25 protein-coding genes, 1 tRNA gene and 1 pseudogene are annotated in these 26,050 nt (G+C 30.1%); 15 read left to right on the top strand and 12 right to left on the bottom strand.

The genetic code is table 11. The annotated features are described in order from the left end of the window. Nucleotides 1–129 precede the first annotated feature (129 nt). Entirely contained in the window at nucleotides 130–1,074 is a 945-nt protein-coding gene (locus ACTS9J_RS15360) for an FAD:protein FMN transferase (protein WP_416410274.1), read from the top strand. 362 nt (nucleotides 1,075–1,436) lie between these two features. Further along, on the top strand, nucleotides 1,437–1,946 hold the full coding sequence (locus ACTS9J_RS15365) for a class I SAM-dependent methyltransferase (protein WP_448353476.1): 510 nt from the start codon (nucleotides 1,437–1,439) through the stop codon (nucleotides 1,944–1,946). Nucleotides 1,947–2,071: 125 nt separating this feature from the next. Here the strand turns inward: ACTS9J_RS15365 and ACTS9J_RS15370 are convergent, their stop codons facing one another. The 3 genes from ACTS9J_RS15370 to ACTS9J_RS15380 form a co-directional block, all read right to left on the bottom strand. Next, nucleotides 2,072–3,646: a S41 family peptidase gene (locus tag ACTS9J_RS15370; protein WP_221854295.1), complete on the bottom strand. Its 1,575-nt coding sequence runs from the start codon at nucleotides 3,644–3,646 to the stop codon at nucleotides 2,072–2,074. 33 nt (nucleotides 3,647–3,679) lie between these two features. Then, nucleotides 3,680–4,279 (bottom strand): HD domain-containing protein, encoded by a 600-nt coding sequence (locus ACTS9J_RS15375; RefSeq protein WP_219033870.1) that lies wholly within the window; start codon nucleotides 4,277–4,279, stop codon nucleotides 3,680–3,682. 84 nt (nucleotides 4,280–4,363) lie between these two features. Beyond that, nucleotides 4,364–6,442 carry a S8/S53 family peptidase gene (locus ACTS9J_RS15380; RefSeq protein WP_286495331.1) on the bottom strand — a complete coding sequence of 693 codons (2,079 nt, stop codon included), beginning with the start codon at nucleotides 6,440–6,442 and terminating at the stop codon, nucleotides 4,364–4,366. A 325-nt stretch (nucleotides 6,443–6,767) separates the two neighbouring features. On the opposite strand from ACTS9J_RS15380, the gene ACTS9J_RS15385 reads away from it, so the two are divergent. From ACTS9J_RS15385 to ACTS9J_RS15410, 6 genes are all read left to right on the top strand, one after another. After that, the gene (locus ACTS9J_RS15385; RefSeq protein ID WP_180905332.1) at nucleotides 6,768–7,295 is read left to right on the top strand and encodes a 30S ribosomal protein S16; all 528 of its coding nucleotides are present in this window, start codon (nucleotides 6,768–6,770) and stop codon (nucleotides 7,293–7,295) included. Nucleotides 7,296–7,319: 24 nt separating this feature from the next. After that, a complete protein-coding gene (gene rimM, locus ACTS9J_RS15390; protein WP_416410271.1) occupies nucleotides 7,320–7,844 on the top strand; it encodes a ribosome maturation factor RimM in 525 nt (174 codons plus the stop codon). 129 nt (nucleotides 7,845–7,973) lie between these two features. After that, nucleotides 7,974–9,656, top strand: coding sequence for a glutamine--tRNA ligase/YqeY domain fusion protein (locus tag ACTS9J_RS15395; protein ID WP_125349536.1), 1,683 nt, complete (start codon nucleotides 7,974–7,976; stop codon nucleotides 9,654–9,656). 91 nt (nucleotides 9,657–9,747) lie between these two features. Then, the gene (gene radC, locus ACTS9J_RS15400; protein ID WP_125349537.1) at nucleotides 9,748–10,446 is read left to right on the top strand and encodes a RadC family protein; all 699 of its coding nucleotides are present in this window, start codon (nucleotides 9,748–9,750) and stop codon (nucleotides 10,444–10,446) included. A gap of 27 nt (nucleotides 10,447–10,473) precedes the next feature. Continuing rightward, nucleotides 10,474–11,703 (top strand): polysaccharide deacetylase family protein, encoded by a 1,230-nt coding sequence (locus tag ACTS9J_RS15405; protein WP_125349538.1) that lies wholly within the window; start codon nucleotides 10,474–10,476, stop codon nucleotides 11,701–11,703. Beyond that, nucleotides 11,700–12,587: a hypothetical protein gene (locus ACTS9J_RS15410; protein ID WP_219033877.1), complete on the top strand. Its 888-nt coding sequence runs from the start codon at nucleotides 11,700–11,702 to the stop codon at nucleotides 12,585–12,587. The genes ACTS9J_RS15405 and ACTS9J_RS15410 overlap by 4 nt, the downstream gene beginning before the upstream one ends. Here ACTS9J_RS15410 and ACTS9J_RS15415 read toward each other — a convergent pair. Further along, nucleotides 12,561–13,334, bottom strand: coding sequence for a class I SAM-dependent methyltransferase (locus tag ACTS9J_RS15415; protein ID WP_125349540.1), 774 nt, complete (start codon nucleotides 13,332–13,334; stop codon nucleotides 12,561–12,563). The two genes, ACTS9J_RS15410 and ACTS9J_RS15415, sit on opposite strands and share 27 nt — an antisense overlap. 28 nt (nucleotides 13,335–13,362) lie before the next feature. Here ACTS9J_RS15415 and ACTS9J_RS15420 point away from each other — a divergent pair, with 28 nt between their 5' ends. Continuing rightward, entirely contained in the window at nucleotides 13,363–14,238 is an 876-nt protein-coding gene (locus ACTS9J_RS15420) for a polysaccharide deacetylase family protein (protein WP_448353433.1), read from the top strand. On the opposite strand, the gene ACTS9J_RS15425 is transcribed toward ACTS9J_RS15420, so the two are convergent. Genes ACTS9J_RS15425 through ACTS9J_RS15440 form a run of 4 tightly spaced genes read right to left on the bottom strand, consistent with a single transcriptional unit; the run spans nucleotide 14,235 to nucleotide 18,673 of the window. Beyond that, nucleotides 14,235–15,038, bottom strand: a complete 804-nt coding sequence (locus ACTS9J_RS15425) for a class I SAM-dependent methyltransferase (protein WP_125349542.1) — start codon at nucleotides 15,036–15,038, stop codon at nucleotides 14,235–14,237. The two genes, ACTS9J_RS15420 and ACTS9J_RS15425, sit on opposite strands and share 4 nt — an antisense overlap. Nucleotides 15,039–15,040: 2 nt before the next feature. Next, nucleotides 15,041–16,288 (bottom strand): polysaccharide biosynthesis C-terminal domain-containing protein, encoded by a 1,248-nt coding sequence (locus tag ACTS9J_RS15430; RefSeq protein WP_280049013.1) that lies wholly within the window; start codon nucleotides 16,286–16,288, stop codon nucleotides 15,041–15,043. After that, nucleotides 16,285–17,421: a glycosyltransferase family 4 protein gene (locus tag ACTS9J_RS15435; RefSeq protein WP_291053423.1), complete on the bottom strand. Its 1,137-nt coding sequence runs from the start codon at nucleotides 17,419–17,421 to the stop codon at nucleotides 16,285–16,287. The genes ACTS9J_RS15430 and ACTS9J_RS15435 overlap by 4 nt, the downstream gene beginning before the upstream one ends. After that, nucleotides 17,414–18,673: a lipopolysaccharide biosynthesis protein gene (locus tag ACTS9J_RS15440; protein ID WP_280049012.1), complete on the bottom strand. Its 1,260-nt coding sequence runs from the start codon at nucleotides 18,671–18,673 to the stop codon at nucleotides 17,414–17,416. Before ACTS9J_RS15440 ends, ACTS9J_RS15435 begins: the two co-directional genes overlap by 8 nt. 51 nt (nucleotides 18,674–18,724) lie before the next feature. On the opposite strand from ACTS9J_RS15440, the gene ACTS9J_RS15445 reads away from it, so the two are divergent. From ACTS9J_RS15445 to ACTS9J_RS15455, 3 genes and pseudogenes are all read left to right on the top strand, one after another. Then, entirely contained in the window at nucleotides 18,725–19,420 is a 696-nt protein-coding gene (locus ACTS9J_RS15445; RefSeq protein WP_286495339.1) for a YjjG family noncanonical pyrimidine nucleotidase, read from the top strand. A gap of 46 nt (nucleotides 19,421–19,466) precedes the next feature. Then, nucleotides 19,467–20,093: pseudogene (locus ACTS9J_RS15450) on the top strand (LURP-one-related family protein); the annotation flags it as partial. Nucleotides 20,094–20,178: 85 nt separating this feature from the next. Further along, nucleotides 20,179–20,252: transfer RNA gene (locus ACTS9J_RS15455), tRNA-Arg, on the top strand. Nucleotides 20,253–20,292: 40 nt separating this feature from the next. Here the strand turns inward: ACTS9J_RS15455 and ACTS9J_RS15460 are convergent. From ACTS9J_RS15460 to hisS, 4 genes are all read right to left on the bottom strand, one after another. Continuing rightward, on the bottom strand, nucleotides 20,293–20,736 hold the full coding sequence (locus ACTS9J_RS15460) for a hypothetical protein (protein WP_257468033.1): 444 nt from the start codon (nucleotides 20,734–20,736) through the stop codon (nucleotides 20,293–20,295). Nucleotide 20,737: 1 nt separating this feature from the next. Next, on the bottom strand, nucleotides 20,738–20,962 hold the full coding sequence (locus ACTS9J_RS15465; RefSeq protein WP_219033884.1) for a hypothetical protein: 225 nt from the start codon (nucleotides 20,960–20,962) through the stop codon (nucleotides 20,738–20,740). 78 nt (nucleotides 20,963–21,040) lie between these two features. Then, the gene (locus ACTS9J_RS15470) at nucleotides 21,041–21,961 is read right to left on the bottom strand and encodes a PfkB family carbohydrate kinase (protein WP_180905348.1); all 921 of its coding nucleotides are present in this window, start codon (nucleotides 21,959–21,961) and stop codon (nucleotides 21,041–21,043) included. 58 nt (nucleotides 21,962–22,019) lie between these two features. Beyond that, entirely contained in the window at nucleotides 22,020–23,393 is a 1,374-nt protein-coding gene (gene hisS, locus ACTS9J_RS15475) for a histidine--tRNA ligase (protein ID WP_448353434.1), read from the bottom strand. A gap of 305 nt (nucleotides 23,394–23,698) precedes the next feature. Between hisS and recF the strand changes: the two genes are divergently transcribed. Genes recF through ACTS9J_RS15490 form a run of 3 tightly spaced genes read left to right on the top strand, consistent with a single transcriptional unit; the run spans nucleotide 23,699 to nucleotide 26,040 of the window. Further along, nucleotides 23,699–24,778, top strand: a complete 1,080-nt coding sequence (recF, locus tag ACTS9J_RS15480; protein WP_448353435.1) for a DNA replication/repair protein RecF — start codon at nucleotides 23,699–23,701, stop codon at nucleotides 24,776–24,778. After that, entirely contained in the window at nucleotides 24,775–25,077 is a 303-nt protein-coding gene (locus tag ACTS9J_RS15485) for a DUF721 domain-containing protein (RefSeq protein WP_180905351.1), read from the top strand. The genes recF and ACTS9J_RS15485 overlap by 4 nt, the downstream gene beginning before the upstream one ends. Then, nucleotides 25,078–26,040: a YheT family hydrolase gene (locus tag ACTS9J_RS15490; RefSeq protein ID WP_448353436.1), complete on the top strand. Its 963-nt coding sequence runs from the start codon at nucleotides 25,078–25,080 to the stop codon at nucleotides 26,038–26,040. Nucleotides 26,041–26,050: the final 10 nt, after the last annotated feature.

Genomic DNA, 26,050 nt, shown 5'->3' on the forward strand with positions numbered 1-26,050 from the left:
TCAACAGAATAAGAAAATTGTATCGAGAACTTAGACGAAAATTTACTCACAATAACAAATGAATAAAACATCATGCAATTCATTCTAAAAAATATATTCACTTTTATACTATTGTATGTTCTAACTCCGATGAATGCTCAAACGGTTGGAGTTAGAGATACAATTTTAATGGGAAGTAAATTCAAAATTACATTGGTTGATTCCGATTCTATTTCCGTTGAAAAAAACATCAATAAAGCAATTGATGAAATGATTAGAATTGAGAATTTGATTTCTGATTGGAAACCAACTTCGCAAGTTTCTCTTGTCAATCAAAATGCGGGAATAAAAGCGATAAAAGTAGATCGAGAAGTTTTTGACTTAACAAAGCGTGCGATTTATTTTTCGCAACTAACCGATGGTGCTTTTGACATTAGCTTTGCGGCAATGGACAAAATATGGAAATTTGATGGTTCAATGGAAAAGATTCCAACGCAGGAAGAAATTTCAAAAGCCATCGAAAAAATCGGTTATCAAAACATTATTTTAGATGAAGAAAATTCAACAATATTCTTAAAAAAAATTGGAATGAAAATCGGTTTTGGTTCAACAGGAAAAGGTTATGCAGCACAAAAAGCACGAACTTTCATGCAAGACTTAGGAATACAAGCGGGTATAATTGATGCTTCTGGAGATATGACAACTTGGGGAAATCAATCAAATGGAGAACCTTGGAAAATTGGAATTACAAATCCATTTAATCGACATAAAATGTTGGATATTCTCTCAATGAAAAATGCTGCTGTTACGACTTCTGGTGATTACGAAAAATTTATTTTGATTGATGAAGTTCGCTATTCACACATTATTAATCCCAAAACTGGAATTCCTTCAACAGGATTAACAGGGGTTACAGTTATTGGTCCGGATGCTGAAATGTGTAATGGTTTTAGCACTTCTATCATGGTTTTAGGAAAAGAAAAAGGATTGAATTTAATCAATCAACAAAAAGATTACGCTGCTCTTTTTATTACAGATAAAGGGAAGATTATTCGTTCAAAAAACTACAAAAAAATTAAACGAAAACTTGGGTAATAACACTTAAAAATGGTATTTGGATATGCAGTTTCAACGTAAAAATGCGCCTTACTAAGCATTCCTAACTACAAAAACATTTATACAAAACAACACTCTCAAAATATCAATAATTTAGCCTAAATTATTTAGGTGTATAATAACCATTATATTTAGTAAAAGGTGTTTTTTATAGAAAAAATAGACTCAGTTCTGTAATTTTTGTTATGCTTCATTTTAAATAAAAAGTCGAAATTGCACCTAAACAAAATACAAAAGCTATGAACGACAATAAAAAATCTCATTGGGAACATATATATGAAGTAAAAACTCCAGAAGAAGTGAGTTGAACACAAGAAAAACCAGAAACTTCTTTAAATTTTATTCATTCTTTTGGAGCTGATAAAACAGCTAAAATTATTGATATTGGTGGTGGAGATAGTAAGTTGGTCGATTTTTTATTGGAAGAAGGATATGAAAATATTTCTGTTTTGGATATTTCTGCAAATGCGTTGGAAAGAGCAAAAAAGCGTTTAGGAAATAATGCAGAAAAAGTAACTTGGATTGTTGCTGATATCACCGAATTTGAACCTACAGAACAATACGATATTTGGCACGATAAAGCAGTTTTTCATTTTTTAATAGAAGAAAATGACATCAAAAAGTACCAAAATTTGGTCTCGAAAGCTGTAAAAGGAAAAATGGTTATTGGAACTTTTTCGACAAATGGACCATTAAAATGTAGTGGTTTGGAAATAAAACAAAATGATGAAACGTCGTTAACCTCAACTTTTGAAGCTAATTTTGAGAAAATAGAATGTTTTACAATTGATCATAAAACGCCATTTGATACGATTCAGAACTTTATTTTTTGTAGTTTCAACAAAAAATAAAATGCGTTAGGGATAGTAGTGGAAATCCTTTTTTGTAGACGCGGTGTCTACAAAAAAGATTGTAACGAATAGCCCGCTCAAACGCTAAAAATATAAAAATCATCTCCTTAATTCAGGAGATGATTTTATATTTTTAAAGCTTTATTGTATTCGATATTTCCTTTTTTAATATCATTTAAAATCCATTTCAGTTCAGCATCCGTACGCTTAATTTTATCTTGCAAATTAGGTTGAATAACTTGGTTTGGATAAACACCATGCGCCTGTTCATCTCGCTTTTCAATAGGAGAAAGATAAACTGTACCAACCGAAATTTTGAGTTTGGAATTGGGCAACGTAAATTTTGGCATCAACCCAGCAACCGTTCCATTAAAATCTCCTCCCGTTTCTTCACCTACAAAAAATGCTCGATTTTTTAGTTGAAGATTAGCCGAAATCAACGCCGAAGCAGAGTAAGAACCACCATTTATAATGACATACAAATTGTGGTGATACACGAGCTCTTTATCTATTTTGACATGCGAAAAAGGCATGTGCAATTCGTATTCATTTTTAGCATTTTTTGACGTCGAAAAATAAGTATAACCCGATCCCAACCAAAGCAACGGATAGGAATAAACGGGAAAAAGATTGTACAACGACTTGCCAAAAGAGGTTTTGTTCGCGACGATTTTTTCACCTAAAAATGCCTTGGAATCATCGACCAAATAAGCGTATAAATAGTGCGAATCTTTTAGGTAACCACCACCATTGTTGCGAAGATCAAGAACTAAATTTTGAACTTTATGATTCTTGATATCCGTAAAAACCTCTTTATATAGTTCGCGTATTTTTCCTTTCCTGAAATCAGTTACTTTTAACACCGCAATCGTACTGTCGTTCGTAGGAAAAGTCAAATCTTTGGAATAGGTTTTGGAACTTTTAGAATAGCCGTATTTCTTTTGTTTTATCCTAACTTTTCGCTCAACTTCTTTCTGCTCTTTTGTAATTTTTGGTAGTTCTGAAATCTTATCATTTTTAGGTTTTGGATAGGTACGAAATGTTTTTTTTCGGATGATTGAATTCCCCATTTTAAAAGTTAATTCAACCGAATCTTTAATTCCATTTTCTAAAGTAAAATAATTGAGAAAAGTTCGGTTAAAGACATTATCCGAAAAAGTTTGATTTTCACCATCTCCATAAATACTTTTTTTATATTTATCGTATAAATACTTTGTAGAAACACTATCTATATAAAGCAAAACTGAACCTTGATTAATCGGATTGATTTTACTGTAATCTGTCACTAAAAAAACTGAATCATTTTGCCAAAAAAAACTATAATCACTAAAAGCAGATTTAGATTCTTTGTATTTTTTTTCCTTGCTCTTTTCTAATCGTTTATATATCGGATAAATATCTGTATGACCATGTTCTAAACTTTCGAAAATCGGAAAAAACTTGACATAAAAATCATTTGGTTTCAATGGTTTATCAATTGACTTTTTAAGACTATCAAATTTATAATCAATTTGTTCTTGAGAAGTATATAAATCTAATTTTGGATGATATCTTTTTAGTTTTTTATAAACAAAATCTACATCTTTTTTCAATTTATTCGCAGGAATCTCTTTATCAATATCTGCATTATATTTCTCGACAGAAGCACAACTGCATATCAATAAAAGTGACAAATAAATTAGAGTAAATTTTAGTTGCATTAAGGATAATTAAATGAATAATAAGTTACAATATTATTTCACTTCTTGATAAAATTCTTCGATAAAATTTTCCATATACTGATGACGTTTTAAAGCAATTTCTTTTGCTGTTTTGGTATTCATCAACTCTTTTAATTTAAATAATTTATCATAAAAATGTTGCACGCTAGAAGCGTCTTTCGAATTATCGTACGGATTATATAAAATACTACCTACACTTCCGCCATATGCAAAACAACGCGCAATACCAACCGCTCCAATTGCATCTAAACGATCAGCATCTTGCACAATTTCAGCCTCGATAGTTGTTGGTTTATTTCCTTTACTAAATGAAACTTGCGAGACTATTTCCAATACTTTCTGAATTGATTCTTCCTCTACATGAATTGATTCTAAAAATTTTCTAATTAATTCCTCCGATTTATCAACTCCATTATGCAATTTATAATCACCGATATCATGTGTCCAAGCTGCTAATTCAACCAAAAAAGAATCTGCATTTTCAGTTTCTAAAATCTTCTTCGCATTTGTCACCACACGTTCTATGTGAAAATAATCGTGTCCTGTTCCTTCATCTAAAAAAGTTTTTTTGATATAAGCTTGTGTCTGAATAAGTATTTCTTGTTTGTTCATTTTTTAATAATCTATTTCACGCTAAAATAAAAAACTTCAATAACAATGTTATTGAAGTTTTAAATTAATAGAAAAAATACTGTTCTATTGTTTTACAATTTTCTTAGAAACCGATTGTTTATCTGTTTTGATATTAATAATATAAACACCTGTCGGTAAATTTGAAATATTAATTTGTTTCTTATCCGAAGACGAAACTTTTTTTCCGGTCATATCAAAAATATCTACAACTGTTATTTTTTCAGTTGTCTGTACATTTACAATATCTTTTGCTAATGTTGGATAAACAGAAATCGATTTATCAACAGCTAACTCATCTGTATTAAGAGCTCCAGTTGTTCTACCTGTTATCAATACAGTAACATCCTGATTCTTTTTAACTCCTGCGTTATCTATTAAATTTCCTTTATTTGAAATAATAACTTTATATTTTGCTCCTTTTGTTGGAGTCTTTATAAGAACTTGTTCATAATTATCTACTGTATTATCTCCTTTGATTGCAGGACCAGTAACATTATTTAAATCTAATTTCCATGGAAAATAAGTAACATTTGTAGAACTTTCTACTACTCTTAAATCAAAATCATTAATCAATCTTGAAGACTGATTATAAAATAAATCATTTATATTTTTAAAATAAGCTGCTTCTGGGTCTATCCAGGAAATACTTGCTTTCAAAGGTGTTCCATCGGAAGTTATTTCATACACTATATCTGTACCTGAAACTTTTGATTTTCTTTCAAACAATTTTGTATCATCTAATAAAACCTCTGCTGCTTTTTTAGTATTTAATAATCCCCAACCAAAATAAATATCTGGTCCATCATTATCTCCAGCCTCATCAGCAGTATGTAAAAGTAGTGTTTTAGCTTCATCTCCAAAAAAAGTAAATGTAGAATTATTATTTACTAATCTTTGTAACTGAGTCAACATTCCCATTGCCCCCGTCACAATTGGTGCAGAAAAAGATGTACCACTTCCTATAATAAATACATTATTTTGTGTAGGATTTGATGAGTCATATGAAGGAGCAATCAAAGAATCTCCATAAGTAGAAATATCTGGTTTAATTGCTCCATCTTTACGAGGTCCAACACTTGAAAATGTTGCTCTATTATCTTTTGTTAATGTCGTAAATTTATAATCAGTAGTATTCGGTAATTTAACCGCTCCTACAACAATGATATTTTTAGCCAATGACCCCCAACCAATACAATATGCATCATTAATACAATTTTTTGAAGGTATTACTTCCGATGCAGTAAAAGGTGTCCAAATCCCATCTTTGTATTGGAATTTTGGATTAGTATCAGAGGCATCTGGTCCCGAACCATAATAATTACCTGCTGATTTAACAACAATATAATTTGGATTATTATAAACCGTCTTGTCAAAATCAGCATCAGAACTATAATAAGATCCACTCAAAGTAGCACTGGCGTCCTTAACTAAATCTTGATAATTTGTCATATTAAAATACCATCCAGGACCTAATTTATCTGTCTTAGAATAATAATTATCCCATCCTAAATTTACACCATAAGAATGATTAGATAAATTTTCTTTTGCATTTAAAAGCTTCTGTATATTGTTTCCATTTGTTGTTGTATTAAAACTGCTATTTTTTATTTTAGCTTTTGTTAATACTCCTTTAGCTGCATATTGTGGGTATCCATTAAATGAAGCTCTACCTTCGGCTGCAATAAAACCTGATACAGAAGTTGCATGATCAGATATTGCAGTTGCTCCATTTTCGGTATCAAATAATCTGCTTGAATTTCCATAATCAAGATCTCTAAACTCAATATGTGTTCCTAGCGCTGCCCCTCCGTCCATTACTAGTACACTAACATCTTTCCCATTCAAAACAAAACCATTAATACCTTCATTTTGTAACTCAGTAATACCCGCTCCTGTATTTGCTCTAATATCATCAGTTTGGTAAAAAAAAGGTGAATCTTCTATAAAACCTGCGAGATTAGAAATTCCTTTTGATTGATCTACAATTACAGATTTAGCATTCTTATTCTGTAGACTATTAAACTTCTGTTCATTCTTTAATTGCTGCTCTTCCAGTTTTTTATAAAAAATCGCATTATTATCCTGCGCAAAAGAAGCTGACAATCCAAATAATGTAAATAATAAAATAAATGTTTTCTTCATACTATGTTTATTTATGTAATTTTATTCACTAATTATTGAAGGAGTTATTGTTGAATCTCTTATAATTAGTGTATCATTAATTTTAATATGGTCATCATTAATAATCACCGAGTCTATATCATTTTTCTTATTAAGCTCAGTAGAATTGGTCTTACATGACAATAATAATGTAAGTATCATTAATGTTAAATATTTCATGAAATTGATTTATATAAAATTAGAATTAATATCTGAATACTAATTCTAATTCATATTATTATTTTTTTGTATATTTGCACCTCAAATTTGTAAAACGGGACGAGTTCCCAAAATAATTAGTTATACTATGGCTACAAGAATTAGATTACAAAGACATGGTCGTAAAGGAAAACCATTCTTTCACATCGTAGTTGCTGACTCAAGAGCAAAACGTGATGGTCGTTTCATCGAAAAATTAGGTACTTACAACCCAATTACTAACCCTGCAACTGTAGAATTAAATGTTGATTCTGCTGTAAAATGGTTACAAACTGGTGCTGAGCCAACTAATACTGCTAAAGCTTTATTATCTTACAAAGGTGCTTTTATGAAAAAACACTTATTAGGTGGTGTTGCTAAAGGTGCGTTTTCTCAAGAAGAAGCTGACAAACGTTTCGACGCTTGGTTAGAAGCTAAAGGTGAAAAAGTTCAAGCTAAAAAAGACGGTTTAACTTCAGGTGCTGCTGCTGCTAAAGCTGCTGCATTAGAAGCTGAAAAAGCTGTTAATGAAGCTCGTGTAAAAGCTGCTCAGGAAGCTGAAGCTGCTGCACAAGTTGAAGAAACTCCTGCTGAAGAAGCAGAAGGTACAACTGAAGAAGTTGCTACAGAAGAATAATTTTTAAGTTCAGAGACGTTCCAAATGACAAAAAATGATTGCTACTATTTAGGTAAAGTTACAAAGAGACATGGTTTCAAAGGTAATTTAATCATTCACTTGGATACAGACGAACCAGAATTATACGATACTTTGGAAGCAGTGTTCATCGAGCAAGATGGTACACTGGTTCCATTTTTTTTCGAAACTTCTCAGCCTTATCAAGGCACAAAATTATTAGTAAAATTTGAAGATGTTGAAGACGAAGATGTCGACAAATTAATCAATCGCGAACTTTATTTACCTCTAAAATCATTACCAGAACTTTCTGGAACAGATTTTTATTACCACGAAATTGTTGGTTTCACGATTTATGATCAAACAAATACAGAAGTTGGAACGATAAAATCTGTTAACGATTCTGCTGCACAAGCTTATTTTGAAGTAGATGCAAACAGAAAAGAAATCTTAATCCCGATGATTGATGAGTGGATCTTAGAAGTTAATCGTAACGAAAAAGCAATGCTTATCCAAATTCCAAACGGATTATTGGAAATTTATTTGGGGTAACTTATCCATTATAAATCATTTATTTACTTCTATTTTTTGATTGAATTTTTCTAATTGTAAAATCCGGAATTTTCGACATTATATTTATTGTCAATTTCGTACCTTTGCAAACTCAATCGTAATTAAAAAATGGAAGAAGAAAAAAAATCATTGAATTTTATTGAGCAAATCATCGAAGATGATTTAGCCAACGGGATGCCGAAAGAAAATTTACGTTTTCGTTTCCCACCAGAACCAAATGGTTATTTGCATATCGGGCATGCAAAAGCAATCTGCTTAAACTTCGGTTTAGGACAGCGTTACAATGCGCCTGTAAACTTACGTTTTGATGACACTAATCCTGACAAAGAAGAGCAAGAATTCGTAGATTCTATCCGCGAAGATGTGAAATGGTTAGGTTTCGAGTGGGCTGAAGAACGCTATGCTTCTGATTATTTCCAGCAGCTTTACGATTGGGCTGTTCAATTAATTAAAGAAGGAAAAGCGTACATCGACGACCAGTCTTCAGAAGTGATTAATGAACAACGTAAAACACCTTTTGAACCAGGAATTGAATCTCCTTATAGAAATCGTTCTGTTGAAGAAAATTTAGATCTTTTCGAACGAATGAAAGCGGGAGAATTTGAAGAAGGAACACATGTTTTACGTGCAAAAATAGACATGACTTCTCCTAATATGAACATGCGCGACCCTGTTATGTATCGTATTTTGAAACGTCCTCATCACCGTACTGGAGACACTTGGAAAATGTACCCAATGTACGATTGGACGCATGGAGAATCTGATTATATCGAAGGAATTTCACACTCATTATGTTCATTAGAATTCAAAAATCATCGCGATTTATACGAATGGTACGCGAACAATGTGGAACTACCAAATCAACCTCAAAAACCAAAACAACGCGAATTTGCTCGTGGTAATGTTTCGTACATGATTACAAGTAAACGTAAGTTGATGAAATTGGTTCAAGAAGAAGTTGTAACAGGTTGGGACGATCCACGTATGCCTACTATTTCAGGTTTGCGTCGTCGCGGTTATACGCCAGAATCGATTAAGAATTTTTGGAATACAGCCGGTGTTGCAAAACGTGATAATGTATTGGATATTTCGTTATTAGAATTCTCTGTTCGTGATCATTTAAATAAAATTGCTCCTCGTGTTTTTGCTGTTATTGATCCAGTGAAAGTGGTAATCGAAAATTATCCAGAAGGACAAGTGGAGGAATTAGAAATTGAGAATAATCCGGAAGATGAAACAGCTGGAACTCGTATCGTTCCTTTCACAAGAGAAATCTACATCGAACGTGAAGATTTTATGGAAGAAGCGCCTAAAAAATTCTTCCGTTTATCATTAGGAAACGAAGTTCGTTTGAAAGGTGCATATTTCATTAAAGCTGAAAGAGTAGAAAAAGATGCTGAAGGAAATATCACAACAATCTATGCAACTTACGATCCTGAAACGAAGTCTGGAAGTGGAACTGAAGCTTCTAAACGTAAAGTAAAAGGTACGTTGCATTGGGTTTCTGCAACAGAGAATATTCCGATCGAAGTTCGAGAATATGATCGTTTATTTACAGTTGAATCTCCAGATGCAGAGAAAGATGTTGACTTTTTACAATTTGTCAATCCAAATTCTTTAACTGTAAAAGAAGGTTTTGCTGAGCCTGCTTTGAAAGAAGCCAAAGTGGAGGATAAATTCCAGTTTCAACGTATTGGATATTTTGCTTTAGATCGTGATTCTTCTACAGAAAAGTTAATTTTCAATAGAACAGTTACCCTTAAAGATACTTGGGCAAAAGTCAATAAATAAAAAAAACTATTTCATTAAATATCAAGCTCGAACTAATTTGTTCGAGCTTTTTTTATTATATTGTAAAATACAAAATCAATCCCTTATATAAATGGATTACTTAGAGAATAAAAATTCGATAAAAAACTGGAATGAAGATGATCGTCCTCGCGAAAAATTAGCTTTAAAAGGGCGTTCGTCACTTTCTGATACCGAATTGTTAGCGATTATCATGGGAAGTGGAAATCGTGATGAATCCGCTGTAGAGTTAGCAAAACGAATCTTAAATTCTGCAAACAATAATTGGAATGAATTAGCAAAATATTCAATTGTAGATTTATGCAAATTCAAAGGAGTTGGAGAAGCAAAAGCAATTTCGATAATCACAGCAATGGAAATTGGAAGAAGACGAAATTCGCAAGAGATTTTAGAACGCGACAAAATTACTTCAAGCAAAGACGCAGCCATAATTTTACAACAACAAATTGGTGATTTACCAAACGAAGAATTTTGGGTAATGTTTCTCAATCAAGGAAATCGAATCATTAAAACTGAGCAAATTTCACGAGGTGGAATTAATCAAACCGCTGTCGATATTCGAGTAATTTTTAAACGTGCCTTAGAGTTAATGGCAACTGGAATGATACTTTCTCACAATCATCCTTCTGGAAATCTTACTCCAAGTCAGTCTGATATACACATTACTCGAAAAATAAAAGAAGGTGCCACTCTTTTAGATATTCAAGTTTTAGATCACATTATTGTTTCTCAAAAAGATTTTTATTCATTTGCGGATGATGGTCTAATTTGATATCTTTAAGCTTTATTGAAAACTATTTTGAGTCAAAAAATCATCATATTTACAGAAAAAATAACGAATCGAATTGAATATATTTTCGATTTTATTTTTCATAATTTTTCTGGAATTGACTACAAAACGACTACAGATTTTGATGAGTTTTCACAATCAATTTTACCAAAAATCAACTTTTCAAATCAATTTTTAGAAAATGAAATCAATTATAAAGTTGATGATATTTTATTGGAAACTACCATTCAAGAAAATGTTGATTATTCAATTTTAAACGAATTTGGGAAATGTTTTTATTGGCTTTCTCGTTATGAAGAATACATTGCAAAACCAGAAAAATTTGATAAACACAATCGTTTTTTAGGTTCGGATTTAGATTATTCGAAACCAATTGTAGATGAAATTTGTATTGAAATTCAAAAAAAGATAAAGTCTAAATTTCCTGAAATTTATTTTAAACAGAGAGTTTTCAAACAGATTAATACTCATGACGTAGATTATGCATGGAAATATCTTCATCATTCTCCTAAAATAAAATTTGGTTCACTTTCAAAGAAAATTTTAAAAGGTGATTTCAAAGAATTTCAGAATCAAATCAAAATTTTAAATCAGCAAAAAAAAGATCCTTACGATACATTTGATTATTTGAAAGTTTTAGCTGAAAAACATCAAATCGAAACAGTTTTCTTTTGGTTATTGGGCGATTATTCTACTTTCGATAAAAATCATCATTGGAAAAATAATGCTCAAAAAAATTTAATAAATAACATTTCAACTTGGGCAAAAATTGGAATTCACCCTTCTTATCAATCTAATTTTGATGAAAATAAATTAACAATTGAAATTAATCGATTAGAAAAAATTAGCAATCAACCGATAAAAAAATCACGTCAACATTTCATTAAATTGAATTTCCCTTACACTTATCAACAATTGTTAATAAATGAAATTTTGGAAGATTACACCATGGGATTCCCACATCAATTAGGCTTTAGAGCTGGAACATCTACTCCATTCAAATGGTTTGACTTATCAAGAAATCAACAAACATTGTTAAAAATATATCCTTTTGTCGCAATGGATGTTACATTGAAAAATTATTTAAAATTAACACCGCAACAAGCTTTAGAGGAAATAAAACGATTGAAACAAACAATTAAAGCCACAAACGGAACGTTTATAACATTATTCCACCAATCAAACTTGAACGAAGATTGGACTGAATGGCGAAAAGTTTACGAAAGTATTTTTAAATGATAAAAAGAGTTTCTCGAAAAAAATTAGATGTTAATAAATATACCGAATGTCTCAACAAATCGGTGAATTACCGCATTTATGCCGAAGTTTTTTATTTGGATGCTTTAGTTGAAAACAATTGGGATTGTTATGTTTTGAACGATTATGAAGCCATAATGCCTTTGCCATATACAAAAAAAATTGGTATAAAATTTATTACACAACCAATTTATTGTCAACAATTAGGAGTTTTTCATCAAGAAAATTTCTCAAAAGAAACTTTTCAACTTTTTGAGAAAAAACTACATCGAAATTTAGTGAGAGCTTATGCTTTTAATGAGGAAAATACAGAGATGTTTGAACCGAAGGGACAGAAAAAGGTTAATTATATTTTAGATTTGAATCAAGATTATGAAATTTTATTTTCAAATTACAGTAGAAATAGAAAAAATGAAATTCGTAAAGTAGAAAAATCCAATTATAACATTGAAAAAGTTACTCAATTAAATCGATTTTTCAAAATAAATTCATCTTATGAATATTTGATCGCAAATAATTTAATAAACTATTCGCAAGAAAAAATTCAAAGTTTATTTAATCAAAAAATTATTAATATTTATGAAATTTTTGATCAAGAAGAAAATTTAATTGGTTGTCAACTAATCATGATTTCTAAAAATCGAGTTTATAATTTTGCTTTTGCAAGAAATAAGAATTCAAAAAGTAATTTTGGATCAGCTTACATAATAGATTACATTATCAAAAACTTTTCTAATTCAGAATTAACACTTGATTTCGAAGGTTCTATGATTCCTTCTATAGCTAAATTTATGCAAGGTTTTGGTGCTATAAAAAATCATTATACAAACTATTCTAATTTAGACTTTTTGACAAAGAAAAATTAATTCACGATAGCCATTTCCAACAGAAAGTTTCTTTGCTAAATTATGATCAATTTTATTTCGATAATCTATTTTTTCGACAATTATATTTTCACGTTTTAATCTTTCTTGAAAGTCCTGTCCATGCAATCTCAATAAATCTTTTTCGCCATAATTTTTTAATCGTTCTTCTTCTGTCTTAAATTCAGCATTTTCAAACGTATTATTTATTGGATGAATAGGAGTTTGAATCAAAGCTTTTCCTCCTTTTTTTAGAACGCGAAACAATTCATCAATTGCCTTTTTTTCGTTTGGAATATGCCCTAAAACATGACAACAAATTATATAATCAAATGTGTTATCAGGATAATTTATTGAAGTAATATCCATTTCTTCATCAGCAAGATTAATGTTAATATCAGCATTGATATAACGTAAATTATCGGTCTGTTTAAAAATATTTTTCAATGCGTCTTCTGGAGCAATATGCAATAATTTATTCGGTTTAACCAATAAATCTGTTTCATTTTTTATAAACTCTAACAAAACTCTTGTCCTTTCTAATGAACCACAATTTGGACATTCAGCATTTTCTCGGTTATCTATACCGTTTGATTTATCCAAAAACTTAGAAAAAGATTGTTCGCAACAATTACAATAAAAATTATTTCCTTTCAGAAATAATCCATTCAATTTCTTTAAATTTTTTCTATTATTAATTCTTATCTTTTCGGAAAATATTTTTTTATAAAATGTTTTAATTGCATTCATTACTTACAAACGTTAAGACTGCTATTTTATGATATTAAATTTATTCAAAAAAAATATATTTCCTTTTTACCATACAGTTTCAGATAAAAGATTAATTCATATCGATCAATTATATCCATTAAAATCTATTGATCAATTTCAACGTGAATTAGATTTTTTTCAGAAAAATTATGTCAATATTTCTATGATTGAATTAATTGATTTATACGAAAAAAATGGTTCTATTCCTCAAGAAAATTACTTTCATCTTAGTTTTGATGATGGTTTGAAACAATGTTACTCTATAATTGCTCCAATATTAAAAGAACGAAATTTAGATGCAACTTTTTTTATCAATCCAAATTTTATTGACAATCAAGAAGTTTTTTATCGGTATAAAGTTGCTTTCATTTTAGAAAACATTACAGACAATAACCTTAAAAAAGAACTTTTAAATTATTCTATTCATGATCTTAAAAAAATTAATTCATTAATTTTAAAACAAGAAATAAAACTAAATGATGTTGAAATTTATTTGAATGAAAATGAAATTAAAGCATTAATTCATCAAGGCTTTACAATTGGCGCACATTCAATGAATCATCCTTATTATCGCGATATTTCTTTTGAACAACAACTTATAGAGACAAATGAAAGTTTAGATTTTATCCAACAAAAGTTTAATTTGGATTATCGAGTTTTTTCTTTTCCTTTTACAGATGATGGAGTTTCTATAAACTTTTTTAATACTATAAAATCCGATTTTACATTTGGTACGGCAGGAATAAAAAACAATGAGATTTCAACAAATATTCAGCGACTTCCGATGGATAATTGTATTTCTAACCCAGCAATTTTTATAAAAAAGAATCGTTATAAATTTTATATTCAGAAACTACTACAGAAGCATGTTGTTTCTCATTAATTAATTTTTAAATCTATAGAAAAAATTCTCTTTGGATTATCGTAAAGTTTAAGAATATTTCCTTCATAATTCTTTGGTGTATAAATAGCACACATTGTATTTTCTACATGATATAGATTTTTATGAAATTGTTTAGGAACTCCTTTTATAATTGCATTCAATATTTCAAAACGTATCTTTTCTGGCGAGAATGCATAATCATGCCAAATAACGATAGAGTTTTCATGAATCAGATGTTCAAAAACATTTTTTGTATCCGAAACTACAAAATCAAAACGATGATTTCCATCGATAAAAATTACATCAAATTTTTTATTCAATCCTGAAAAATCAAATTTAGTCGAGTCTCCTAAATGTTGTTTTATTTTAGATTTATCTTTTATAAAAAAACCATGTGCATTTTCATAATCTTGTGAAAAGTTATACGTTTTATAATCCTTTGTATCTAAATCTAACGTATTCAAATCATCAGCAACATCAATCAAATTAACAATACTTTCTCCTCTCCAAGTTCCAATTTCGAAATATTTACATTGTTCAAATTCTTTACACGCATTTTTCAGCAGTAATAAATCTGTAATCAAAGAACCGCCATCTAAAAAAGCAACTGTATCTAATTTTCCGTCAAAATTTGGAAATAATTGATCTAAAGAAACTTGATTTAGTCCTTTCTTATAATGATTTGGCGTTTTCTTTTCCCAATTTTCATTTTGGTCAATGATAATATTTAATAACCAAGGATTCTTACAAATTTGAAAAAATCCATTTATAAATTTTGATATTTTTTTTGATAATGACATTTTTAAATATTTTTTAAATACTTATTAAACAAATAATATGCGTATAATCCAGAAATTAAGAAAGTTATTAACATACCTAAAGCTGCTCCTTCTATTCCATAAAAAGGAATTAATAGCGCATCAAAAATAACTAAACAAACAATTGAGAGGATTGATACTCTTACATTCCAATCTGATCTTCCTATTGTACTATTCAAGTTAATGTATAATACTCTAAACAACATTGCTAAAACAACTGCTATTGTTGCAATAAAAAAAACTGTACCACCAGTTAAATAACTTTTATTGAAAAATAACTCGATTATAAAATCTCTAAGAAAATAACTTCCTAAAAGAATACTAATTCCTATAGGAATGAATAGCTTATAATAATTTTTTATATAAAATTTCAGAAAATCCTTGTTCTGACTATTTTTAATAATTCGAGGAAAATCGGTTTGAAATAATATAGTCGGAATAAATAATAAATTCATAGGCAAAAGAATCGCAACTTTATACAAAGCAATATCTTTATCTGTCATAAAAATCGCAATCATTCCAATATCAATCGAAAACAATAACTCTGAAGCGAAATAAGCCAAAGATTCCATTCTTCCATATTTCCACATCATTTTCCAATTCATTTCACTTAAACCACTTATTGATTGTTGTAAAATTGTTTTAGAATAGAAAAATAAACTAATAAAAGGTGTAATCGCCAGCGAAATCATATAACCAATTGCTCCAAAGTTGATGGTTAAGAAAAATGTAAAAATCAGTCCCAAACAGTTAATCAATATATTTAATGAAGCAAACTTTTTATTAAAACCATTTATACGATAATCAATTGTAAGATGTGATTGGAAAAATAAGCCCAAAAGACGAACAGAAAACAAGAGAATAATCCACAATAAATGATCAAATTTTATGGCATAAAAATTAGCAATTACAATAAAAAGACTACATAAAATAAGCTGATTAATAACACCATTTCTAAATAATTTTCGACTTAGGTCTTTACGTGTTTGTTCATTTTCTTCACCAGCACCAAATTTCATCAAAACCTGTAATGAACCTAATCCATTCCATGGCGTAACAAACCCAATGATAGATGCGATAAGTGTTATACGACCAAATTCATCTTGAGGAATCATTTTTACAATGAAAATGGTATTAATCAACATCACTAATTTTTCTACCACAAAAGATAAAAAAACGTAAAAACCATTGTTTTGTAAAAAGGATTGTATGAATTTGATTAAATCTTTCATTCTAAAACTTTCGTGTAGACATCATCAAATTGTTGAGCAATTTCTTCCTTAGAAAAATTATTCAAAACATAATTATTTAATTCCTTTGGTGTTGCAAATTCATAACCTTCTATCACCTCAACCATTGCTTTATAAAGTGCTGATTCATCATTTTTATTCACAATAAATCCAAAATTATTTGGCATAAATTCTTTAATTCCACCAACATCACTTGCGATAACAGGAATTCCCGAAGCAAAAGCTTCTATTTGTACACAAGGTTGATTTTCATAATTACTAAAAAGTACAAAACAATTCACATTTTTCATCTTTTGATTCACTTCAAAATGTTGTAATCGCCCAAAAGATTTTACAAAAGCAGACAAATTATTTTCTTCAACAAAATTATTAATCAAAGTTAAATCTCCATTTCCTCCAATCTGAAATTCAAAATCATAGCCATTATCAACTAACTTTTTAACAACATTCAACATTCCTAAAATATTTTTATGTTCATTTTCTAAATGCGAAAGATGTAAAAAAGTTATTCTTTTTATTTTACAATCTTCTTTTACCGAAAACAATTCTACATCCACAACATTTGGAATAATTTTTACAATTGTTATAGGATAAATTTTAAGTATTTTCTGTGCTAAATCATTTGAAACAGGCGTTAAAACATCTACCTTTCTAAGTATTTTTTTAATTAAAAACTTCTTGTAAAATGGAAATGAAATAAAACGTTCTGGAGAAAATCCTGTCCAATGCTCTGTTAAAACTATTGGTTTTTTGTATTTATTTTTCAAAAACAAAGCAACTAAACCAGCTGGATAAACAACATTGAGATGAATTATATCAAAATTATTAACCAAAGAAACTCCTTTCAGAAAAGCTATAAATTGTTTGATTAAATTAAACGGACGAAAAAAAGATGGTTTAAAATAAACAATTATTTCCCTTACATTTTGGTTGATAGAATCATCTATTTCAAAATTAGATTTTAAATTTTCATCTTTTACTGCATGAACAAGCGTCACATTATTTAAAGTAGAGATAGAACGTAAATGGCGCTGAATAAAATCTCCATTATCTAAAAAAATTCTACTCGGATACCAAGATGCTAAAGCTAAAATATTTTTTCTCGAATTATTCACCTAACTTTTTATAACGTTTCAGTTCTTTCATTACAAAGTAAAGTTGAACCAAATAGCCCATTCCTGCAAAGAAAGAATATAGAGATAACGTCAAAAGTATGTTTTTATTTAGTCCGCCAATCACACAAGTAATCAATGTGACGAAAACCAAATAAATATTGAAGTATAGTGCGTAATGATTTTTCTTGATAACCACAACTATTTGCTGAATAGGATTCATTGCAGAACGACACAAAATCCAAAATGAAAGTATCCACGTCATAATATGCAGACCTCGCCATTCTGGTCCAAGCATCCACTCGAGAATAAAAATTCCGATACAATTCATCAACAAAAGAAAAACAGCAATTGCTCCAACATTGTACAGCACCACTTTTTTCGATAAATCATATAATTGATGTGAACGATGATCAATCATTGCAGCAGATTTCTGAAAGAAAACTTTAGACATCGAATTGGAAAGCAACGTCAAAGGAACAACCAAAACTTTAGCTGAATTTCCCACAAAAGCTACATCTTCTTTCAAGAAATAAATCGCGATCATAATTGGCAATAAATTGTTAGCAATTGCATTCAACGATTCTGAGGGTAATGTATATTTTATGATTTCTTTGTTCTTAGAAATTGTTCGTTTAGCCAACCCAAAGTCAATGGAAGAAAATCGTCCTTTTGTAATTGAAAAATAATATGCACAAGACAAAATAGTTCCGAAAATTGTTCCATAAATCAATCCTGTTTCTTTGTAGCCTATCCAATAAAAAATGAACTGAAAAAAAACCGAAAACAACGCATTAATCACAAATCCAGTCGAAATACTTTTGAATAATTTATACTTTGTAAACAACGTATTTTGTACATTGTTCCAAGCTGTAAATACCCCTGCAACACAACTTAAGAAAACAATAAATAAGGAGGTTTTGAATGTGAAAATTTTTTCTAAAATAGCATAACCCAAAAAGAATAAAATCGTTACAATACTACTCACTAATAATAAGGTTGTAAACAAATTTCTAATCGCTTTCGATGATTTCGAAATCACGAAAATATTCTCTAAACGAAATGTTGTCAAAATAGAAAGAATGGCCACAAAACTCAAAAAAGCATTGTAAGTTCCCGATGCTTCTGGACCATAAATTCGAGCCAAAATAATTCCGCCAATAAACATAATCACTTGCGCAATTGTGTTACCTGCCAACAAAGACAAAACACCTTTGGCATTCTTCGTTTTAAATTTTTCTAACTTCGCTTTCAATTGATATTTTCTTCATCAGCAAATCTACATAAAATCCTTAGCTTTGCATTTATGAACACAATAAAACACGTTTTTTTCGATCTTGATAACACACTTTGGGATTTCAGAAAAAATGCAAAATTCGCGCTAGATGAGCTTTACAAAAAGTATGATGTAGAAAATAGATATGGTTTTACATTCGAGGAATTTCATCCATTTTATCACGATAGCAACGAAGGTCTTTGGGCTTTGATTCGTGACAAAAAAATTACAAAAGAAGAATTACGTGCTCGTCGTTTCAAAGAAGCTTTTGATAATCTTGGGATTGATAATGATGCTCTAGCAAAGATTTTTGAAGATGAATACATGGAAACGATTACCAATTACAATGAAGTGGTGGATGGAGCAATGGAATTGTTGGATTATTTGAAACCAAAATATCAATTACACATTATCACAAATGGATTTATCGAAGTTTCGAAACGTAAAATTGAAACATCAGAATTAAATGGTTTTTTTGATACGGTGACTTATGCAGACGAAATCAAAATCTTGAAACCTGATCCTCGTATTTTTTCTTTGGCAATGGAAAAATCTGGTGCTAAAAAAGATGAATCAATTTACATTGGTGACGATTGGATTGCGGATGCTGTTGGCGCAAAAGCTTTCGGAATGTCAGCGATTTTCTTTGATCGATTAGATGATAATTTTTCGATGGATGATGTTCCTACAATTACACATTTAGATGAAGTAAGAAATTATTTATAAACTTAAGGTTCAGAAATTCTGAACCTTTTTTTATGTCAGAAAAAAATCTATTTTTGATAAAAATTACTCAATACTTATGAATTTAAACAACCTAAAATTTCCGCTTGATATAAAGTTTCATATTGCAACTTTTTCCAATGATTTTTCTGTAACAGATGCTAATAATCAACCTGTGTTTTATGTACGCGAAAAAATTCTTTCGTGGCGAGATGTGATTAAAATCTACCGTGATTCATCGAAAAAAGAAGAACTTTTTCAACTTCGTTCGAATAAAATCATCGATTTTCAACAAACTTTTACCATTACAGATGCGAACGGAAATGTTGTTGGTAAAGCAAAACGAAAAACTTTCAAATCCTTTTGGAAAGCGACTTTTCATATTTACGACGCAAATGATAATCATTTATTTACAATCAACGAACGTAGTGGTTTTACGCGTATGATGGACGGAATGGTTGGAGAAATTCCCGTTGTAGGATTTTTCTCAGGTTATATTTTCAATCCAAAATATGTTTTAACTGATTTACAAGGAAGAGAAATGATGGAAGTATCAAAAGAACCTTCATTCTTTGGACGAAAATTTAAATTAAATCAATATCAATCATCCGAAAATGATACACTTTTTGTTTTGAGTTTTATGATGATGCTCATAAGCGATAGAGATCGAGGATAATTTTATTTAAAAAAATATTTGCAGATTCAAAAATAGTCTTTATATTTGCAGTCCAAAATAAGAACAATAGTTTCTTATCCGGAATGGCCGAGTGGCGCAACTGAATAGCGCACTTGATTACGGCTCAAGAGGTTACAGGTTTGAATCCTGTCTCGGTCACAAAAGCAAAAGCTCATCAAAATTTGATGAGCTTTTTATTTTAATACACTTCTGTTTCTTGCGGAATTTCTTCTACTTTTTGAGATTTTTTTGTCATAAAAAATATACAATTCCCAAACCACGTAAACCAAAAAATATAAAATCCGAAATGGAAAGTCTTTTTCAATAAACGATGTGAGGTTTCAGTAAAATCGTAATAGCAATAAATTAATCCAATAATTCCCATAAAAAGGAAAATGAGAGGCAATAACAAACGTTTAAAACGTTTCGTTGTTTTCTCATTCCAAATGGATAATACGATAAAAATAACAGCTTGTATAGCGAATAATAACAAGGCTGTTTTCCACCACGATTTCAGGATCGTATATTCGTTGTAAATAATTGTGATTCCTATTTTACCGATGAATGACATTTTCGAAATCATTATTCCAGAAAGTAAAGAGGAAAATGCCAATATGAGAAGATGTATAATTTTGTTTTTCATTTTAATTAAAATATAAGAAAGCAACACCAAATATTAATCCAATTAGAATTAACAAACCTACTACTGCATTATAAAATTTATGCCAACCTGATTCATTTTGAGAAAATTCCTCAAAATTTAACTTTGGATTAAATAGTTTTAAAATAATATATCGAACTCGTATTCCAAAAATTTCTATTATAAGTTCACTAATCGCAATAAAAATTATTTCAAGAATAATCTGCATATAAATAATTTACAATCTAATATAAAACAAAAAAGCCTTGCAAATGCAAGGCTTTAAATATTTTGATGAATAATTCTCTTATAAATTAATTGAGAAATCCATTAATTTTTTGAATTCTTTCAAACGTTCAGCTAAACCATCACGTGTTAAATCTCCTAATGATTCAGTACCGAATTTTTCACATGTTACAGATGCTAATGCAGATCCGTAAACAATTGCACGTTTCATGTTATCGAAAGAAAAATCGTTTGTTTTTGCTAAGTATCCGGAGAAACCTCCTGCAAATGTATCTCCTGCTCCTGTTGGATCGAAAACATCTTCTAATGGTAAAGCTGGTGCAAAGAAAACTTGTTCTTCTTGGAATAATAAAGCTCCATGTTCACCTTTTTTGATGATAACTGTTTTTGGTCCGAATGTCATGATTTTTTTAGCAGCTTTCACTAAACTATATTCACCTGACATTTGACGCGCTTCTTCGTCATTAATAGAAATTACATCAACATCTTTGATCACATCCATCAACTCATTCCAAGCACAATCCATCCAAAAGTTCATTGTATCTAAAACAACCAAACCTGGACGATTATCTAATTGTGTCAACACTCCTTTTTGTACCAATGGATGTAAGTTTCCTAACATCAAAACGTCTGGAGATTTGCGATCTTGAGGAACAATTGGATTAAACGTTTCTAAAACATTCAATTCTGTTGCTAACGTATCACGTGTGTTCAAATCATTATGGTATTTACCTTCCCAAAAGAATGTTTTTCCTTCTTTTACGATTTCCATTCCATCTAAATTAATTCCTTTTGAAATTAATAAATCGATGTATTCTTGTGGAAAATCTCCACCAACAACTGAAACGATTGCAGTATCCACGCCCAATAAAGAAGACGCCATACCGATATATGTAGCGGCACCACCTAAGATTTTATCTGTTTTCCCGAAAGGAGATTCTAATTTATCAAAGGCAACTGTACCAACTGTTAATAAACTCATTTTATATTCTTGATTAAATAGTTTGCAAATATATTGAATAGATTTGAATTAAGACATATTAAGACAATGCGTTAGCCAAATCAGCAAAAGCAACTTCGGTTTGTTCTCCCGAAATCATATCTTTTACTGTCGCTTTTTGCTCAGCAATTTCTTTTTCACCCAAAAGAATTACTTTCTTAATTCTTTTTTTATCAGCATATCCCATTTGCTTTTTCATTTTTGCATCATCAGGATAAACCTCTGTATTAATTCCACTTTGACGTAATTGTTTTACCAATTTCATTGCCTCAGCAGCTTCTTTCGTTCCGAAATTAATGAACAATGCTTGGATATTTGTTGAATCTTCTAAAGCTGGGAATAAATTATTTTCTTCTAAAACTAAATATGTACGATCTAATCCAAAAGAAATTCCTACTCCAGAAATATCTTTCAATCCAAAAATTCCTGTCAAATCATCGTAGCGACCTCCTCCACCAATAGATGAAGAGAATTCTCCGATTTTCGCTTTCACTTCGAAAATAGCTCCAGTATAATAATCTAAACCACGTGCTAATGTCAAGTTCAAAACTAATTCAGCCGATTGTAAACCAATATTTGTTGTATTTTCAAAAACAAATTCTAATTCTTCAATTCCTTTTAATCCAGTTTCCGAAGATTTTAAAATTTCTTTTAATTGAGCAAATTGTGTTTTATAATCTCCATTCATTGAGAATAAAGGTGATAAAATTTCAATCGCAGAATCAGAAATTCCTTTTCCACGCATTTCTTCTTTCACCGCTTCTTCACCAATTTTATCCAACTTATCTAAAGCCACAGTAAAATCAATCAATTGAACCGAAATATCAGCTACTTCTGCTAAACCTGATAAAATTTTACGGTTGTTGATATGAATTTCAACTGGCGTTTTTAATTCTGTAAAAACCGAATCATACAATTGTACAAAATCAACTTCTTGTAACAACGAATCCGAACCTACAACATCTGCATCACATTGAAAAAACTCACGGAAACGACCTTTTTGAGGACGATCAGCACGCCAAACTGGTTGAATTTGGTAACGTTTGAAAGGAAATGTAATTTCATTCTGATGTTGTACCACATAACGTGCAAAAGGCACGGTTAAATCATAGCGCAACGCTTTTTCAGAAATTTGCGAAATTACTTTTTGACTATTTTTATCTGTTAACAATTGCTCATCAACTTTTGCTAAATAATCTCCAGAATTCAAAATCTTGAAAATTAATCGATCTCCTTCTTCTCCATATTTACCTGTTAAAGTTGATAAATTCTCGAATGATGGAGTTTCGATTGGAGAAAATCCGAATAACACGAATTGTTTTTTAATCGTGTTGATAATATATTGACGACGATTCACTTCTAAAGGCGAGAAATCTCTTGTACCTTTTGGAATCGATGGTTTTTGAATTGCCATTTTTCTAAATCTTTCTTTTAAAGATGCAAAAATACATCATTTTGATTTTTAACTCGACATTTTGTTTCAAAATCATTGTTTTAGAAAGAATTTAATTAAAATTCATAAAGTCAACCTGAACTCGTTTCAGGTTCACATCACGTAATTAAAAAATAAATTATGCTACAGAAAGATTCTAAAACAAGCTCTGAATGATAATTCTATACAAAATTAAAAAGAGGATGAGAAGCTGAAATAAATTCAGCTTGACAATCACTACACAAATCAATCTTATAAATCTTAATTAATATCGTAATTTTGCTTTTATGTATTTGAAAGAACTTAAAGCGCGACAATTCAAGAATTTTGATGAAAATAATTTCGAATTTTCACCAAAAATTAATGCATTTGTAGGACAAAATGGGAAAGGCAAAACCAATGTTTTGGATGCTATTCACTATTTGGCTTTAAGTAAATCGTACCTGAATCATTCGGATGCTATGAATATTCAGTTTGATTGTGATTTTTTTACCTTAGAAGGAACTTTTGATCGAAATGAATCTGATGATGTGATTTTTTGCTTGGTTCGTTCTGGTCAGCCTAAACAATTAAAGCGAAATTCGAAATCTTATGATCGTATTTCTGATCATATTGGACAATATCCTCTAGTGATGATTTCGCCTTATGATAACGACTTAATCAAAGAAGGAAGCGAAGTAAGACGTAAATTTTTGGACAATATTATTTCGCAATCGAATAAGCAATATTTAGCTGATTTGATGAGATACAATAAAGTTTTAGTCCAACGAAATGCATTACTAAAATACTTTGCTGCAAATAATACATTTGATTCAACTTCTTTGGAAATTTATGATGAAGAATTGATTCATTTAGGAAAAAAAATTCATGAAGTTAGAAAAGAATTTATTCAAACTTTTTTGGAAGCTTTCCTAAAATATTACAATGAAATTTCAGAAGGTCGAGAAAAAGTGAACATCGAATATGTTTCGCAATTAAATGATGCACCTTTTGAAACGGTTCTGAAAAAAGCTTTGTACAAAGATCGTTCGACGCAATATTCGACAGCCGGAATACATAAAGATGATTTATTGTTTACGATTACCAATTATCCAATCAAGAAATTTGGTTCGCAAGGTCAACAAAAATCGTATTTGATTGCATTGAAATTAGCCCAATTAGAAGTTATCAAATCTTCATTAAACATCACTCCATTATTATTATTGGACGATATTTTTGACAAATTGGATGAACATCGTGTGACACAATTGATAAAATTAGTGAACGAAGAACGTTTTGGACAAATCTTTATTACCGATACACATCCCGAAAGAACAGAGCAAATCATTAAACAAATTAATTCTGAAAGTAAAGTTTTCCGTTTATGAAAAAGTACGAAAAAAGAAGTAATCAGCAAACGCTTGGTCAAGCTTTGGAGCATTTCATTAAACAAAGTGGAAAAGAAGAATTGATTTGGGAAGTGAAAGCAGAAGAGGCCTGGCAAACGGTGATGGGAAAGTTTTTCGAGAAATATACGGACCGAGTTGAAGTAAGACAAAGAGTTTTGTATGTAAAAATTAATTCTCCTGCAATGAGACAAGAATTATTGATGGGAAAATCAAAGATTCTAGCTAATATAAATGAAGAAATTAAAAAGGATTTTTTAGTTGACGTAAAAATATTTTAAATGCCTTACATCGAACATTCTACTTACCCTACACCTAATTTCATCAATCGAAATGCGCATCTTTCTACCATTATTCCAGCGAAATTCAAGAAATATCCTGTTCCAGATTACACAAGAGAAAAAATGGAAACCGATGATGGTGATTTTCTGAATTTGGATTGGCGATTTCAAGAAAATAAAGACAAATTAGTTATACTTTTTCACGGATTAGAAGGCGATTCGAAACGAACGTATCTTAATTCGTGTTCAGATTATTTTTATGATAAAGGATTTAATATTCTGGCTTGGAATCATCGCTCTTGTGGAGGTGAAATGAATGACACTTGTCGTTTGTATCATCATGGATCAATTGATGATGTACACAGAGTTGTAGAAAAAGCGTTGAAAGAAAATTATCAAGAAGTTTATTTGATTGGCTATTCGATGGGTGGTGCTTTGGTTTTGAATTATCTTGGAGGTTATGAAGTTTCGAACAAGATAAAATCTGCTGTTGTTTTTTCTGCACCAATTTCTCTAAAATCATGTGCTGACACATTGAAAATATTTCCGAATACAATTTATTTTAAAAATTTCAAACGCACTTTAGTTCCAAAATTTAAAGTAAAAGCTAAACAATTTCCAGGTATTTTGAATGAAGAAATGATTGATAAAATCAAAACTTTTGATGAAGTAGACGAATATTTTACAGCAGCTTTACATGGTTATAGCAGCAAAGAAGATTATTATCACAAAGCTTCGCCTGCAACTGTTTTAGATCATATCAAAACACCTTGTTTGATTGTTAATGCTGCAAATGATCCTTTTTTAGGGAAAGATTGTTATCCTACAGAACGTTTCAAAAACCATAAATTCTGCACATTTGAAATGCCAAAATATGGCGGACATTGTGGCTTTCCGTTAGAAAACAATAAACACTCTTGGGCAGAAATTAGAGCTTGGGAGTTTGTTTATAGAAAAAAATAAAAGGATAATT

The organism is Empedobacter sp. ULE_I140 (assembly GCF_053482575.1).